This window comes from Bradyrhizobium sp. 604_D8_N2_3 (assembly GCF_051810765.1).
Taxonomy (GTDB): Bacteria; Pseudomonadota; Alphaproteobacteria; order Rhizobiales; family Xanthobacteraceae; genus Bradyrhizobium; species Bradyrhizobium barranii.
In genome coordinates, this window is sequence record NZ_JBPWPM010000001.1 from 8,463,093 (window position 1) to 8,477,157 (window position 14,065).

A 14,065-nucleotide genomic window follows, 5' to 3' on the forward strand; every position below is an offset into this window, starting at 1 on the left:
AGGCGTAAAGGCGGCGTGGAACGAAGACCTCCCATGCCGACTTGTGCAGGGTCGCGCGAGTGCCATGTTATAGCTCGACCGAGCCCTTCCCCGGAGACCAACCATGCCACATTCCGCCATCGTCAAAGACAATGTCGCCGTGATCACGGGCGGCGCATCCGGTATCGGATTGGCTGCCGCGCTGGCCTTCGCGCGCGCCGGCATGAAGGTGTGCATCGCAGATGTGGATCAGGCGCGGCTGGCGGAAGCTGCAACAAAACTGTCATCCGTCACGCCTGCCACACATGTGATGACGTTCGCGGTCGATGTCAGCAAGGCCGAGAGCGTGACGGAACTGGAACGCGGCGTGCGCGAGCGCTTCGGCGGCACCGACATCCTCATGAACAATGCCGGCATCCAGCCGGGCAGCACGCTGTTCGGCGAGCCCGACAACTGGCAGCGGATCATCGGCGTCAACATGTGGGGCATCATCAACGGCTCGCGCATCTTCGCACCCGGCATGATCGCGCGCGGCAAGGCTGGGCTGATCATCAACACCGGCTCGAAGCAGGGCATCACCACGCCGCCCGGCGATCCCGCCTACAACGTCTCCAAGGCCGGCGTGAAGGCTTTTACGGAAGCGCTCCAACACGAGCTGCGCAACACGAAGGACTGCCGCATCACCGCGCATCTGCTGATCCCCGGCTTCGTCTTCACCGGCCTGACCGCGAAGGGCCGCACCGAGAAGCCGGCCGGGGCCTGGACGGCTGAGCAGACCGTGGATTTCATGCTGGCACGGCTGGAAGCCGGCGACTTCTACATCCTCTGCCCGGACAACGACGTGCCGCGCGAGCTCGACGAGAAGCGGATGCTGTGGGCGGCGGGAGACATCGTCGAGAACCGCCCGCCGCTGTCGCGCTGGCACCCGGACTATGCCGACGCGTTCGCGAAGTTCGTGAAGGGGGACTGACTATCAGACCCTCATGGTGAGGAGCGCGGAACGCGCGTCTCGAACCATGAAGGCCCCGCTGCGACAGCTCGGCCTCTATCCTTCGAGACGCCCGCTTTCAGCGGGCTCCTCAGGATGAGGAGCTAGAGCCTCGCGGCGCAGCAATACCGCGCAAGCGCCCTACAGCGTTTCCTGCTGATGCCCGCAATTCTTGCACGCGAATTTGACCCGGCTCTGGCCCTTTTCCGCCTGCACCCGGTTCGGGGCGCCGCACTTGCCGCAGACGGCCTCGATGCGGGTCGAGCCCTGCTTGACGACGATGGTCTTCTTTTCCATCGATTCGCGGATCAGGCGCTCGGCCTCCTCACGCAGGGATTGTTTCGACAAAGCTCATCTCCGCCTCTGGAAAGCGCGAGAGCCATAACGCACCTGCGTTGGAATCTCAATCGGCAATGCCGGCTCAGACCTCGACAATCACATAGCTGTCTTCGACATGCACCGGAAACGTCTCGGCGACATATGGGCCCTTCTGCAACTCTTCGCCACGTTCCACCGCGACCGGATAGGACCGGATCTTGACCCGTTTCGGATCGAACCAGGACTGGCCGTTGCGCATGTCGAATTCCCAGCCGTGCCAGGGACAGCGCAGCATCTCGCCGACGCGCGAGCGCTCATAGATTCCGGGCTCGGGCGAGGTCAGCCGCGCCACGCAAGCGGCCTTCTCCAGCGGCGCGCCCTCGTGCGGGCAGCGGTTCAACAGTGCGAAGAACTCGCCATTGACGTGGAACACGACGATGTCGCGGCCCGCGATATCGACGACCTTGTTGCCGCCGGGCGGGATCTCCGAGGTGCGCGCGACGATGTGACGGGCCATATCCGTTCAGAACCTCTTTGCTCAGAACTTGTAGACCGCGCGGGCATTGGTGCTGAAGATCTTCTTCCGCTCGGCTTCAGAGAGCGGCGTCTTGAAGGCGAAGCGCGGATCGTCGAAATCCCAGTGCGGATAGTCCGACGAGAACAACAGCCTGTCGATGCCGACCCATTCGATCAGCGAACGCAGATGCCGCGCCTCGTCGGGCTCGTCGATCGGCTGCGTCGTGAACCAGAAATGCTCGCGCACATATTCCGACGGCTTGCGCCTGAGATGCGGCACCTCACTGCGGAAGCGCTCGAAATGCTGGTCCATCCGCCACACCGCCGAGGGGATCCAGCCGAAGCCGCCCTCGATGAAGACGATCTTCAGCTTCGGAAACCGCTCCGGCACGCCTTCGATGACGAGGCTCGCAAGCTGCGCCGCGATGGTGTGTGCGTTGGACTGGTGCTCCTCGACATAATAGGACGGCCAGCCGCCGCCGGTCGGCGCATGCCCGCCATAGCCGCCGACATGGATGCCGAGTGGCAGGTCCAGCGCCTCGGCGCGCTCGTAGATCGGCCAGTAGCGACGGCGGCCGAGCGGCTCGTTGGCGCGCGGCGAGACGTTGATCTGGATGTATTCGCCGATTTTGGCGCAGCGCTCGATCTCGGCGATGGCGAGATCCACGCCGTCCTGCCCGACCAGGATCGACGCCTTCAGGCGCGGATCGCGATGCGACCAGAACGCCAGTTGCCAATCGTTGATGGCGCGCTGGATCGCGGCGCCGAATTCCAGGTTCTGCTGCGAGAAGATGAAGAGATCGAGCACCTGCAAAATGCCGAACTCGACATCGAGCGGATCGAGATGCTGCTTCTGCATGAAGGCGAGATCAGAGCCGGGCGGCCCGCCGGTCGGCGGCCACGCATCACGCCGTGCGATCAAGGGCGATGACCGCGGATAGGGCGTGGTGAAGAGATAAGGCGTGCGCAGATGGCTGCCATACTCCTTCAGATGCTGCTGCCAGCGTTTCGGCAGGAACTCGTTGAGATCATCGGTCGAGCGCAAGCTCGGATGCACGTCGCAATCGACGATGCGCAACCGCGAGGCGGCGGGCTTTTCTTCGTCGAGCAGCGGGCGGTCGATGACGTCACTCATGCGATCCTCCAAACTTTTTGTTTGCGCATGATCTTATCGGAAAACCGGTACCCACTTTTCCGGATCATGCGTCAATTCAGCGACAACCGCGGAAACGTCTCCAGCGGATTGTCGACGCACATCTTCGCGATGATGCTCTTCGGCAGGTTCGGCGGAATCGGATCGTCGCCGTCGAACTGCCAGTGTGGATAGTCGGACGCGAACAGGAACATCTTTTCCGAGCCGATCTGGTCGATGATCTCCTCGACGCTTTTGGCGTCGCCCGGCGCATCGAAGGGCTGCATGGTGACGCGGAAATTGTCGCGGATGATTGCAGCCGGCTCGCGTTCGACCCAGGGAACCTCGACGCGGACGCCGCGCCAGGTCTTGTTGGCGCGCCACATGAAGGCCGGCAGCCAGCTCACGCCGGATTCCATCAGCACGACCTTCAGGTTGGGAAACTTGCCGAAAACGCCTTCATAAATGAGGCTCAGGATCTGCGCCTGAAACGCCTGCGCCTCGACGAAGTAATATTCGTAGCGGTGCGACGGCCAGCCGGCCGAGCTCGGCGCCTGACGATATTGCGTACCGGCATGGATCGCCAGCGGTAGCTGGTACTTCTCGGCGAGCCGGTACACCGGCCAGAAATGCGGCCGACCCAACAGCGTCTCGCCCTGCGCCAATACCAGGATGGAGACGAAACGATTGTCGCCGGCGCGGCGCTCGATCTCCTCGATCGCGAGATCCGGATCCTGCATCGGCACCACGATGGAGGCCCGAAGGCGCGGATCGCGCGACAGCCATTCGGCGGCGATCCAGTCGTTGATAGCCTTGCAGAAGTCTGCCGCCATGTAGGCGTCGAACACGGCCTGCGCGCCATAGAGCACGTTGAGGATCGCGTGGCTGGCGCCCAATTGATCAAAGGCGCCCTTCTGCACCATGGCGAGGTCGGAGCCGGGCTTGACGCCATTGGCCGGCCGCCAGTCGGCACGGCCGGTCAGCGGCATGCTCGGCGGATAGGAGGTGAGATCAAGCCCGTCGATGGCGCGGCTCACGACCTGCTCTTTCCAGTGATCGCTGAGATAAGGAAGCAGCGTCGTGCGCGTGCCACCAACCGCCGGGTGGATGTCGCAGTCGATCCGCGTCACCGCCATGGAGCTTCCTCGTGCAATCTTATTGGCGGCGTTCTTGTGCGCCGCTTGCGCAGAGTGCCCCTGCCCGTGCCGGCGCGCAAGGTCGCCCGCCCGCGCGATCCGTCATGGCTCGGTTGCATTTCGCAGGCGCGATATGAAGATCCGCGATTCGTCGCACGCGGCGACCGCTCGATGGTGGATGGTCTCACGGCGCGAGCGGTGGATGCTACGGCATCCGCCGCTCCATACTGCAGCTATTTCGCGCTTTTATGCGCTCTCGCCTCAAGCCGCCTTGGACACTTCCATCAGCAGTCGCTCGGCCTTGGCATCCTCGATCCGGTTCACCAGCCGGCTGCTCTCGTGATTGTCGCGCACCGTCTTGGTCAAGGTGATGCAGGTCTGGATCAGCATCACGATGCCCATGGTGAGATATCCCTTCATCCAGAGATCGATCGGCAGGAAGAAGATGCCGATGGCGACGAGGAACGCGGAGGCTGCGAAGGACGCGTAAGTGAAGGTCACCCAGGCGCTGCTGTGGGGCTGGCCGTTCTGGTTCATGATGGTCTCCTGTTGGTTCGAATGATGATTGGGTTTGGGATCAGGCGGTCGGCATGCGCTTGGACTTCAACCGCGCCAGCACGTCGTCCGCGGTCGTCTTGAGCCGGGGGCCAAAGCCCTGCTCGGCGAGCCGTTCGGCGGTGGCGAGCGGACCGCTGGCCGCATCGAGCTCGACCAGCGCGTCGTCAGCGGCCTGGGCTTCCATCTGCCGGTCGCGCAGGCGCCTCAAGGTGCTCTCCGCCTCCGGCAGCGTGGATTCGTAAGGGCGTGCCGCCTCAATGCCGCTGCGACGAAGCGAGCGCACCGCTTCCGAGGCACGGGCGACACGACGGCCGCGATCGAGCTCGGTGATGCGGGCCTGCGCGCTTGCGACGTGGCGCTTCAGCCTGATGATCTCGGTCGCGAACAATGCGCGTGCGGTCATCGCCGCATCGCGATCGGCCTCCAAGCCTGCGATGGCTTCGGCAGCATCCTTGGCGAGGTCCTCGCGGCCACCGTCGAGCGCCGCAACCGCGCGGGTCTCGAGGTCGGCGATGCGGGCCACGGTCGCCTCGAGCTTGCGGCCTTCCTGCTGGTCCTGGGCGATTGCCAGCGCCAGGGTCCGCTTGCTGCGCTCGACGGCGGCGGCCGCGTCGCGCATCTGCTGGTCGAGGATCAGAAGGGTCGTACGGTCTTCCAGTTCCTCGCCTGCGGCGGCCACGCTGCCGCGGAAAAGTGTCACTACGGTCTTGAACATTTGCTGCTCCCTGTTATGAGCGTTGCTCACAGATGGTTTGTAGCAGAAACCTTGAACATCGTTCAATAAATATTTGAGCGTCGCTCAAGAATTTGATTAATAAATGACTAAAGCCTTGGAACGTCGAGAGAAATTGCGGGCCGACCTGATCCAGGCGGCCGAGCGGATGATCGCTGAGCGCGGGTTGGCGGGTCTCAAAACCCGCGATCTCGCCCGCGAGATCGGCTGCGCCAATGGCGCGGTCTACAATCTCGTCGCCGACGTGGACGAGTTGGTCCTGCGCGTCGGCTCGCGCACGTTACTCCGGCTCGACAAGGTGCTCAGCGCGGCGGTGAGCGCGGGCAATCCGTCGCCGCAGGAGACGCTGGTCCGCATCGCGATCGCCTATTGCGATTTCGCCGCAGAAAATCTCGAGCTCTGGCGCGCAATGTTCGAGCATCGCATGGCGCCCGGCAAGGAAGTCCCCGACTGGTCCGTCGACGACCAGTTGCAGCTGTTCCGCCACATCTACGCGCCGCTGGCAGCGTTGTTTCCGGACAGAGGGACCGAAGAGCTCGGCATCACCGCACGCAGCCTGTTCTCGGCCGTGCATGGCATGGTGGCGCTGGGGCTCGAGCAGAGGCTGGTCGCCGTGCCGCTGCCGGCGCTGCGGAAGGAAATCGCGGGCCTGGTGCGGGCGATGATCGACGGCTTGATCGCGCGGGCGGCGTAGAAGCCGAGAGAGCGCAGCGAAACCGGCGGCGACGCCTGACTAAAATTTCGCCTGTCGCATCGCTGGCAGCACGCTTAGCTTTCGCCGCATCTCGTCCTCTCTCCGGAGTCTCCCATGCCCCTCCTCATCCGCGGCGGCACCGTCGTCAATCATGATCATTCGCGCCGTGCGGACGTGCTGATCGACGGCGAGACCATCGTCGCGATGGGAACATCGCTCGATGCACCGACGGGCGCGGAGATCGTCGATGCCGGCGGCGCCTATGTCATCCCGGGCGGGATCGATCCGCACACCCATCTCGAAATGCCGTTCATGGGCACGGTGACCGCCGACGATTTCGAATCCGGGACGAAGGCGGCGCTGACCGGCGGCACCACCATGGTGGTGGATTTCTGCCTGCCCGATCCCGGCCAGTCGATGCTCGCGGCCTATCAGGAGTGGCGGCACAAATCCGAGAAGGCGGCGATCGACTACGGCTTCCACATGGCGGTGACGTCGTGGTCGAAGCAGATCTATGACGAGATGGAGACCGTGGTCAAAACCTACGGCATCAACACCTTCAAGCATTTCATGGCCTACAAGGGCGCGCTAATGGTGAACGATGACGAGCTCTACAACTCGTTCGCGCGCTGCGCCCATCTCGGCGCCATGCCGGTGGTGCATGCGGAAAACGGCGACGTCGTCGCCTTGATGCAGGAAGCGCTGATCGCGCGCGGCGTCACCGGCCCCGAGGGCCACGCCTACTCGCGGCCGCCGGAGGTCGAGGGCGAGGCCACCAACCGCGCCATCATGATCGCCGACATGACGGGCACGCCGGTCTATATCGTGCACACGAGCTGCCGCGAAGCGCATGAGGCGATTGCCCGCGCACGGGCTGCTGGGAAACGCGTCTACGGCGAGCCGTTGATCCAGCATCTGCTGCTGGATGCCGGCGAGTACCAGAACAGGGACTGGGATCATTCCGCGCAGCGCGTGATGTCGCCGCCGTTCCGCGACAGATCGCATCAGGACAGTCTTTGGGCCGGCCTGCAATCAGGCTCGCTCCAGGTGGTCGCCACCGACCATTGCGCCTTCACCACCGAGCAGAAGCGGTTCGGGCTCGGCGATTTCAGGAAGATCCCGAACGGCACCGGCGGCCTCGAAGATCGGCTCGCATTGTTGTGGACCGCGGGCGTCGCGACGGGGCGGCTCACGAAGGAAGAATTCGTCGCGGTGACCTCGGCGAACATCGCGCGCATCCTCAATATCTACCCGCGCAAGGGCGCCGTCGCCGTCGGTTCGGACGCCGATGTCGTGGTGTGGGACCCCAGGGCGAGCAAGACCATCAGCGCGAAGCGGCAGATGAGCCGGATCGACTACAACGTGTTCGAAGGCTTTGCCTGCACCGGCGGACCGGCCGCGACGCTGTCGCGTGGCCGCATCGTCTGGAAGGCTGGCGATCTGCGCGCCGAGGCCGGCGACGGGCACTATGTCGAGCGTCCGGCGTTCTCGCCGGTGCATGTCGCCAACTCGACGTGGAAGCAACTGACCGCCCCGCGTGCGGTCACACGCGGAGCGGTGACGCCGTAACGATCAGGCCGCCTTGCCGGCCCGCAACCGGTCGAGCACCGGCAACAGTTCGGACGGATCGGGGCGTTGCGTATAGTCCGGGTTCACCTCCGCATAGGCGATGATGCCGTCGCGGCCGATGACGTAGCGCGCGGGCATCGGCAGCACCCAGGCCGGATTGTCGTTGAACGTCGGCAGGTCGTTCTTGAAGGACTTGTAGAGCGAGACGAGATCGGCCGGCAGCGCGAAGCGGATGCCGAAGGCGTCGGCGAGGCCGCTCGCGACGTCGCTCAGGATCGGGAACGACAGCTTGTTCTCGCGCTCCGACTTGCGGCTGTTCGGCGCTGTCTGCGGCGAGATCGCAACGAGGCTCGCACCACGCGCGGCGATCTCCGGCAGCGTCTCCTGCAGCGCCTGGAGCTCGAGGTTGCAATACGGGCACCAGACGCCGCGATAGAACGACACGACCAGCGGTCCCTTCGCGAGCAGGTCGCGCGACGCGACCTGCTTGCCGTCGGGATCCCTGAGGATGAATTCCGGCGCGGCGTCGCCGGCCTTCTTGGCGCGCTGCGCCTGGCCGCTCGCGATCAGTTCGGCGGTGGCGCGGTGCATGGTGTCGAGCGCCTCCTTGCTGGGCTTGAGCGGGAAGCGGCCGGCTTCGAAGTCGGCTTTGAAGGCATCGAGTTTGTCTTGCAGGGCCATGGGTAGCTCCATCTTTTGCTGTTGGCCCGTCCTATCTGGATCATTTGAAAATGAAGGGGTATACGGTCGATACGGACAACATTTATCTGGATTTCAAATGAGTGATCGACTGCAAGAATTGGCCGTGTTCGTCCGCGCGGCGGAGAGCGGCAGCTTTTCGAAGGCCGCACGCGAGCTCGGCCTGTCGCAGCCCTCGGTGTCCCGCATCATCGGCGAGCTGGAGACCCGGCTGGGCGTCAAGCTGCTGCTGCGAACCACGCGCCGCATCACCGTCACCGACGCCGGCGCGCTGTTCCTCACCCGCGCACGCGAAGTGCTGGCCGATATCGAGGACGCCGAGGACGCCGCGCGCGGCATCGACTCGCTGCGTGGCACGATCCGCATCACGATGCCCGTCATGTACGGCGCCCGGAACATCATCCCGCGCCTGCCGAAATTCCTGGCTGCGCATCCGCTGCTGCGCGTCGAGCTATCCGTGGTCGACGAACGCCAGGACCTCGTCGCCGAGGGGACCGATGTCGCCATTCGGCTCGGCCTGCTCAACGACTCCGGCTTTGGCGCGCGAAGTCTCGGGATATTGCCGCGCCTCGTGGTGGCATCGCCGTCTTATCTTGCCATCTGTGGCACACCGAAAACGCCGGCGGACCTCGCGTCCCACGATTGCATTTTCGGACCAGGCCAGTCCGGCCGCACCAGTTGGTCGTTCACGCGGAACGGAACGGAGACATCGGTCGATGTCCGCGGCCGCATCACCACCGATTCCGGCCCCGGCGTATTCGCCTGTGTGCAGGCGGGGCTCGGCATCGCGATCACATCGCCAATCATGGCCGGACCCGAGATCGCCGCCGGCACGCTGGTCCCCCTGTTGAAGAGCTACAAGCTTTCGCCCATCGACGTCTACGCCGTCTTCCCGGGTGGCCGCCGCCCCTCGACCAAGGTGCGCGCTCTGGTGGACTATCTCGCGACCGACATGAAGCAGACGCCATGAGCGACGCGCCGGGCCGTTCCGCGGGCACAGCGGGCTGCGACACCATGCGTCGCATTTACTGGCATGGCGCTTGCCTCCTTTGGTCGCAATTGGCTCAAGGAGGCATCGATGAATGCATCGTCTTTCGACATCAGCCGCCGCAATGTGTTGCTGGGAGGCCTTGGCGCAGCTGGATTGACCGCCATCGCACCTCGCTTCGCCACCGCCCAAGGGCGTAGCGAGACACTGCTGGTGGTGCAGGAGCTCGGGCCGAACTCGCTCGACATGCAGGGCGTCGGCTCCAACCAGACCGTGAACGGCCTGTCCTGGAACTGCTACGACCGCCTGCTGACCTACGCCTCCAAGACGTTGCCCGACGGGACCGCGTCCTATGATCGCGAGAAGCTCGCGCCTGAACTCGCCGAGAGCTGGGAGGTCGCAGCCGACGACATGTCCTGCACCTTCAAGCTTCGCAAGGACGCGAAATTCCACGACGGCACGCCTGTTACCGCCAAGGACGTCAAATGGTCGTTCGACCGCGCCGTGAAGGTCGGCGGCTTTCCGACCTTCCAGATGTCGGCGGGTTCGCTGGAGAAGCCCGAGCAGTTCGTGGTGGTCGACGATCACACCTTCCGTATCGATTATATCCGCAAGGACAAGATGCTGCTGTTCAACGTCGCCGTCGTCGTGCCCTTTATCATCAATTCCGAACTCGCCAAGAAGAACGCGACGGCGGAAGATCCCTGGGCGCTGGCTTGGCTGAGGACCAACGAGGCCGGTGGCGGCGCCTACAGGATCGAAAGCTGGAAGCCAGGAAGCGAGACCGTGCTGGCGCGCTTCGACGACTGGAAGAGCGGACCGCTGCCGAAGATCAGGCGCGTGATCGCGCGCGACGTCCCCTCGGCCGGCACGCGCCGCGCGATGCTGGAGCGGGGCGATGCGGATATTTCCAGCGGCTTTGCGCCGCGCGATTTCGAGCAGATCATTCGGGAGGGCAAGGTCAAGGTATCGGGGGTGCCGATCCCGAATGCGCTCTGGTACATCGCACTCAACACGGCGAAGCCGCCGTTCGACAATGTGAAGCTACGGCAGGCCATCGCCTGGGCGATGCCTTATGAGCAGATCCAGAGCAGCGCGTTCTTCGGCCGCGCCGTTCCTATGTATGGCGGAGCCGCCGAAGTCTCAAAGCCGGTCTGGCCGCAGCCGTTTCCCTATGTCACCGATCTCGACAAGGCCAAGGCGTTGATGAAGGAAGCAGGCTTTGAGTCTGGCCTGGAGACGACCTTGTCGCTCGACACGGGCACTGCGACCGTCGGCGAGCCGACCGCCATTCTGATCCAGGAGAACCTCGCCAAGATCGGCATCAAGGCGTCCATCGAAAAAATCCCCGGCGCGAACTGGCGCACGACGCTGAACAAGAAGGAGCTGCCGCTCGCGCTCAACCGCTTCAGCGGTTGGCTCGATTATCCCGAGTACTATTTCTACTGGAATTTCCACGGCAACAATTCGATCTTCAACATCTCGTCATACCAGAACAAGGCGATGGACGCGCTGATCGACAAGGCGCGCTTCACGGCGGATGCGGCGGAATACGACCGGTGCGTGAAGGATTTCATCGCGCTCTGCATGCGCGACGTTCCCGTCGTTCCGCTCAACCAGCCGATCCACGACGTCGCCATGCAGAAGGCCATCACCGGCTACGAGTTCTGGTTTCACCGCGAACCCGACTACCGCCAGTTCGCGAAGGGCTGATGCCGCTCGACAACGCGGACGACGTCCGAGGCGGCCCGCGCCTGCTCGGTCGGAAAGCCCAGCGCCAACCGTGCCGCGCTGGTGCGCAGCATCGCGGCGTCGAGCTTGCCCTGCCGCGCCCCATCCAGCGCACAGGCGAAGACCCGGTAGAATTGCGCGCCGTCATAGGCAACCAGCAGCAAATCGACGCCGGCGTTGATCGCCTCGACCACGGCTTTGCAGACGTCGTGCTGGTAGATCGCACCCATCACGAGGTCGTCGGTCATCACCATGCCCTGGTAACCCCACTTGTCGCGGATGATGCCATCAATAACGCGTTTCGAATGCGAGGCGGCGCGATCGGGATCGACGGTCGTGAGCGTCACGTGCCCAACCATGAGCGCGCTGCGCGAATGCGACAACACCTCGCGGAACGGCAGCCAGTCGGTGGCTTCGAGCTCTTTTACCGGCGTATCGAGCTTGGCGCTGAAATGATGCGTGTCCGTGCGGACGCGGCCGATGCCGGGAAAATGCTTCAGCGTAGCACCGACGCCTGACTCTTCCAGCCCGCGCACATAGGCGCTCGCGATCGTGCTGACGACGGCAGGGTCGGTCGCGATCGCGCGCTGACCGATCAGCGTGTGAAAATCGAGACGATTGCGCCGAACCGGCGGCTTGAGGTCGAGCACCGGCGCGAGGTTGAGGTTGACGCCGAGCCCGGCGAGCTCGCGGCCGTGGATACGGCCGAACTCTTGGGCCCTGGCCTGCTGTTCGTCGGGGGCGAGCCCGCTGAGCGTCGCCAGCGCCGGCACCTTCGTCAGCGGCGGCGCGAGATGTCCGACGATGCCGCCCTCTTGGTCTGCCGCAACGACCAGCGGCGGCAGGCCGGCGGCGCGCCGCTTGTCCTGGAGCGCCGCGATCTCGGCGCGCAACGTCTCGACGGTCCGGCCGTGGATGTTGCGCCGGGTCACGTAGACGCCGCCGATCAAGCCCTGCTCGGCAAGGCGCGCAACCTCGGGAAAGGAGGAATAGCCCACCATGAAGTGAGGTCCGAGCTGACGCGCCTCGGTGGCGCTCGCGGCGAGCACGTCGTGCTTGCGCAGCTCGAACTTCAGATGCGCCGCCGACATCAGGACCGGCGGCAGGCACCAGAGCACGACGAGCAGCTTGCCCGCGATGGTACGCCAACGCCCTTTGCGTAGCAGCAGGATGACGATCGCGAGGCTTGCGACGACAAGCGCGAGGTTTCCCGCGCCGCGCAGCGGGACCAGATAGGGATCGTTCTTGTTGGCGGCCGCGAATGCGACGAGAGGCGCGGCCAGCCAGAGCAGGACGAGACCGATACGACCGAGGAATTGCATGATGCGTCACACGCTATGAGTGGCGAATGCTTCGCACCTATCAAAGCGAATCACGCTGTGCGAGAGGCAAACGCGCGCCTGCACGAAAACTGCAAAAGACTCCTGAAACCGTGCAGACGATGGTCCCGCCTTCTGCACAAGCGCCGTTCAGACTTCGTGATGCCACCCATCACGAAAGGTCATTTGGACATGACGAGCCTGGCTTCGACGATAGCAGCGGAAATCCAGCCGATCAGGCATTCCTCGATCCCGGCCAAGGTCGGCCTCGCGCTGGTGCTGGCCACGCTCGCCGACTGGCTGTTCTACGGCCAGCGGATCGGGCTGTCGCTGACGCTCTTTGCGATCGCGATGGCCTGCGTGTCGGTGCTCTTCAATCATGCGGCCCTGGATCTGCGGCGCGCCATGATCGGCACGGCCATTCTCGTCGCCGGCCTCGTTCCGGCCATCGAGGAGCTCAACATGCTGTCCTTCCTGATCCTCACCATGGCGCTGGCCATTGCGCATTTGATCGCGACCAATCCGGAAACGACCGAGCTCACGGAGCGTGCCCGCGCGCTGCGCAACTTTGTCCTGTTCGGTCCCTTCAGGTTCTTCCTCGAGGCGCTCCAGGTCTTCAACATGTCGGCGTTCACCCGCGGCCTTGCACTCTGGCTGCTCCCGGCAACGCTCAGCACCGTCTTCGTCGCGCTGTTCGCTGCGGCCAATCCGGTGATCGAGCAGTGGGTGTCCCTGCTCAATCCAAAGCTCATCCTCGAATATATCAGCATCCCGCGCCTGCTGTTCTGGGCCATGATGCTGGCGCTGGTTTGGCCGTTCATCCATGTGCGCTGGCGGCGCAGGACGATTGTCACCACCGCCGTTGCCGACGGCCCCGTGCCGCCCCCGCTCCCGCCCTTGGTCTCGGCCGAATTTCTGAACCCCTCCACCATTCTGCGCTCGTTGATCCTGTTCAACCTGCTGTTCGCGGCGCAGTCCATCCTCGACGGCATCTATCTCTGGGGCCATGTGGCGCTGCCCGACAATTTGACCTATGCGGCCTACGCCCATCGCGGCGCCTATCCGCTGATAGCGACGGCGTTGCTCGCCGCTGCCTTCGTGCTGGTCGCGATGCGCCCGGGCGGGGCGGCCGAGAAATCGAAGGTGATCCGGCCGCTGGTCTATCTCTGGGTCGGGCAGAACGTGCTGCTCGTCGCCTCCTCCATCCTCCGCCTCGATCTCTATGTCGACATCTACATGCTGACCTATTGGCGGATCGCGGCCTTCATCTGGATGGGGCTGGTGGCGCTCGGGCTGGTCCTGATCTTGGCGCGCATCGCGCTCAACCGGTCCAACCAATGGCTGGTCGGTGCCAATCTGATCGCGCTGGCGATCGTGCTCTATGGCTGCTCGCTTGTGAACTTCGATGCGTTCATTGCCGACTACAATGTCACCCACAGCCGGGAAGCATCGGGCAAAGGCGTGCAGATCGACATCAACTATCTCCTGACGCTCGGGCCGCAGGCGCTGCCTGCCATCGACAAGGCCATCTTGCTCCGGCCCGGCGCCCCCGAGAGCTGCCTTGTGTCGCGCCGCGACCGCCTTGTAGAACAGCAGCGCCAGGATCTGGCCTGGCGGAGCTGGGGCTTTCGGAGCTGGCGGCTCCAGCGCAGGCTGGACGCGCGGGCGAAGGATCAGCAGGCAGGCTGAGGAAGCGGAGAGGTTC

14 protein-coding genes are annotated in these 14,065 nt (G+C 64.3%); 6 read left to right on the forward strand and 8 right to left on the reverse strand.

Annotated elements, in window-relative coordinates; all coding sequences use genetic code 11:
* Nucleotides 1–103 precede the first annotated feature (103 nt).
* On the forward strand, nucleotides 104–949 hold the full coding sequence (locus AB7245_RS40680) for an SDR family NAD(P)-dependent oxidoreductase (protein ID WP_085403419.1): 846 nt from the start codon (nucleotides 104–106) through the stop codon (nucleotides 947–949).
* A gap of 159 nt (nucleotides 950–1,108) precedes the next feature.
* Here AB7245_RS40680 and AB7245_RS40685 read toward each other — a convergent pair whose 3' ends face one another.
* The 6 genes from AB7245_RS40685 to AB7245_RS40710 all read right to left on the reverse strand — a co-directional run bounded on the left by AB7245_RS40685 (nucleotide 1,109) and on the right by AB7245_RS40710 (nucleotide 5,342).
* A complete protein-coding gene (locus tag AB7245_RS40685) occupies nucleotides 1,109–1,315 on the reverse strand; it encodes a hypothetical protein (RefSeq protein WP_014491844.1) in 207 nt (68 codons plus the stop codon).
* 73 nt (nucleotides 1,316–1,388) lie between these two features.
* Nucleotides 1,389–1,802 carry a Rieske (2Fe-2S) protein gene (locus tag AB7245_RS40690; RefSeq protein WP_014491843.1) on the reverse strand — a complete coding sequence of 138 codons (414 nt, stop codon included), beginning with the start codon at nucleotides 1,800–1,802 and terminating at the stop codon, nucleotides 1,389–1,391.
* 21 nt (nucleotides 1,803–1,823) lie between these two features.
* Nucleotides 1,824–2,936, reverse strand: a complete 1,113-nt coding sequence (locus AB7245_RS40695; RefSeq protein WP_167768044.1) for an amidohydrolase family protein — start codon at nucleotides 2,934–2,936, stop codon at nucleotides 1,824–1,826.
* A 71-nt stretch (nucleotides 2,937–3,007) separates the two neighbouring features.
* Nucleotides 3,008–4,069 (reverse strand): amidohydrolase family protein, encoded by a 1,062-nt coding sequence (locus tag AB7245_RS40700; protein WP_085403420.1) that lies wholly within the window; start codon nucleotides 4,067–4,069, stop codon nucleotides 3,008–3,010.
* Nucleotides 4,070–4,330: 261 nt separating this feature from the next.
* Nucleotides 4,331–4,606, reverse strand: a complete 276-nt coding sequence (locus tag AB7245_RS40705) for a YiaA/YiaB family inner membrane protein (RefSeq protein WP_014491840.1) — start codon at nucleotides 4,604–4,606, stop codon at nucleotides 4,331–4,333.
* Between the two features lie 40 nt (nucleotides 4,607–4,646).
* On the reverse strand, nucleotides 4,647–5,342 hold the full coding sequence (locus AB7245_RS40710) for a PspA/IM30 family protein (RefSeq protein ID WP_085403421.1): 696 nt from the start codon (nucleotides 5,340–5,342) through the stop codon (nucleotides 4,647–4,649).
* Nucleotides 5,343–5,445: 103 nt separating this feature from the next.
* On the opposite strand from AB7245_RS40710, the gene AB7245_RS40715 reads away from it, so the two are divergent.
* Both AB7245_RS40715 and hydA read left to right on the forward strand, forming a co-directional pair.
* Nucleotides 5,446–6,054: a TetR/AcrR family transcriptional regulator gene (locus AB7245_RS40715; protein ID WP_085403422.1), complete on the forward strand. Its 609-nt coding sequence runs from the start codon at nucleotides 5,446–5,448 to the stop codon at nucleotides 6,052–6,054.
* Between the two features lie 114 nt (nucleotides 6,055–6,168).
* Nucleotides 6,169–7,623 (forward strand): dihydropyrimidinase, encoded by a 1,455-nt coding sequence (hydA, locus tag AB7245_RS40720; protein WP_085403423.1) that lies wholly within the window; start codon nucleotides 6,169–6,171, stop codon nucleotides 7,621–7,623.
* A gap of 3 nt (nucleotides 7,624–7,626) precedes the next feature.
* Here the strand turns inward: hydA and AB7245_RS40725 are convergent, their stop codons facing one another.
* Nucleotides 7,627–8,304: a peroxiredoxin-like family protein gene (locus AB7245_RS40725; RefSeq protein WP_085403442.1), complete on the reverse strand. Its 678-nt coding sequence runs from the start codon at nucleotides 8,302–8,304 to the stop codon at nucleotides 7,627–7,629.
* Nucleotides 8,305–8,401: 97 nt separating this feature from the next.
* On the opposite strand from AB7245_RS40725, the gene AB7245_RS40730 reads away from it, so the two are divergent.
* Together AB7245_RS40730 and AB7245_RS40735 are read left to right on the forward strand one after the other, a co-directional pair.
* The gene (locus AB7245_RS40730) at nucleotides 8,402–9,292 is read left to right on the forward strand and encodes a LysR family transcriptional regulator (RefSeq protein WP_439035593.1); all 891 of its coding nucleotides are present in this window, start codon (nucleotides 8,402–8,404) and stop codon (nucleotides 9,290–9,292) included.
* A 108-nt stretch (nucleotides 9,293–9,400) separates the two neighbouring features.
* The gene (locus AB7245_RS40735; RefSeq protein WP_085403443.1) at nucleotides 9,401–11,023 is read left to right on the forward strand and encodes an ABC transporter substrate-binding protein; all 1,623 of its coding nucleotides are present in this window, start codon (nucleotides 9,401–9,403) and stop codon (nucleotides 11,021–11,023) included.
* On the opposite strand, the gene AB7245_RS40740 is transcribed toward AB7245_RS40735, so the two are convergent.
* A complete protein-coding gene (locus AB7245_RS40740; protein ID WP_085403424.1) occupies nucleotides 10,999–12,363 on the reverse strand; it encodes a glycoside hydrolase family 3 N-terminal domain-containing protein in 1,365 nt (454 codons plus the stop codon). The genes AB7245_RS40735 and AB7245_RS40740 overlap by 25 nt on opposite strands.
* Nucleotides 12,364–12,552: 189 nt before the next feature.
* On the opposite strand from AB7245_RS40740, the gene AB7245_RS40745 reads away from it, so the two are divergent.
* Nucleotides 12,553–14,049 (forward strand): DUF4153 domain-containing protein, encoded by a 1,497-nt coding sequence (locus AB7245_RS40745; RefSeq protein ID WP_085403425.1) that lies wholly within the window; start codon nucleotides 12,553–12,555, stop codon nucleotides 14,047–14,049.
* The last annotated feature ends 16 nt before the right edge of the window (nucleotides 14,050–14,065 follow it).

Bases quoted from the DNA above. Each gene is read 5' to 3' on its own strand.
- AB7245_RS40690 (WP_014491843.1), bottom strand. From the start codon at position 1,802: ATGGCCCGTCACATCGTCGCGCGCACCTCGGAGATCCCGCCCGGCGGC.
- AB7245_RS40735 (WP_085403443.1), top strand. From the start codon at position 9,401: ATGAATGCATCGTCTTTCGACATCAGCCGCCGCAATGTGTTGCTGGGA.
- AB7245_RS40705 (WP_014491840.1), bottom strand. From the start codon at position 4,606: ATGAACCAGAACGGCCAGCCCCACAGCAGCGCCTGGGTGACCTTCACT.
- AB7245_RS40725 (WP_085403442.1), bottom strand. From the start codon at position 8,304: ATGGCCCTGCAAGACAAACTCGATGCCTTCAAAGCCGACTTCGAAGCC.
- AB7245_RS40700 (WP_085403420.1), bottom strand. From the start codon at position 4,069: ATGGCGGTGACGCGGATCGACTGCGACATCCACCCGGCGGTTGGTGGC.
- AB7245_RS40715 (WP_085403422.1), top strand. From the start codon at position 5,446: ATGACTAAAGCCTTGGAACGTCGAGAGAAATTGCGGGCCGACCTGATC.
- AB7245_RS40710 (WP_085403421.1), bottom strand. From the start codon at position 5,342: ATGTTCAAGACCGTAGTGACACTTTTCCGCGGCAGCGTGGCCGCCGCA.
- AB7245_RS40740 (WP_085403424.1), bottom strand. From the start codon at position 12,363: ATGCAATTCCTCGGTCGTATCGGTCTCGTCCTGCTCTGGCTGGCCGCG.
- AB7245_RS40695 (WP_167768044.1), bottom strand. From the start codon at position 2,936: ATGAGTGACGTCATCGACCGCCCGCTGCTCGACGAAGAAAAGCCCGCC.
- AB7245_RS40745 (WP_085403425.1), top strand. From the start codon at position 12,553: ATGACGAGCCTGGCTTCGACGATAGCAGCGGAAATCCAGCCGATCAGG.
- AB7245_RS40730 (WP_439035593.1), top strand. From the start codon at position 8,402: ATGAGTGATCGACTGCAAGAATTGGCCGTGTTCGTCCGCGCGGCGGAG.
- hydA (WP_085403423.1), top strand. From the start codon at position 6,169: ATGCCCCTCCTCATCCGCGGCGGCACCGTCGTCAATCATGATCATTCG.
- AB7245_RS40680 (WP_085403419.1), top strand. From the start codon at position 104: ATGCCACATTCCGCCATCGTCAAAGACAATGTCGCCGTGATCACGGGC.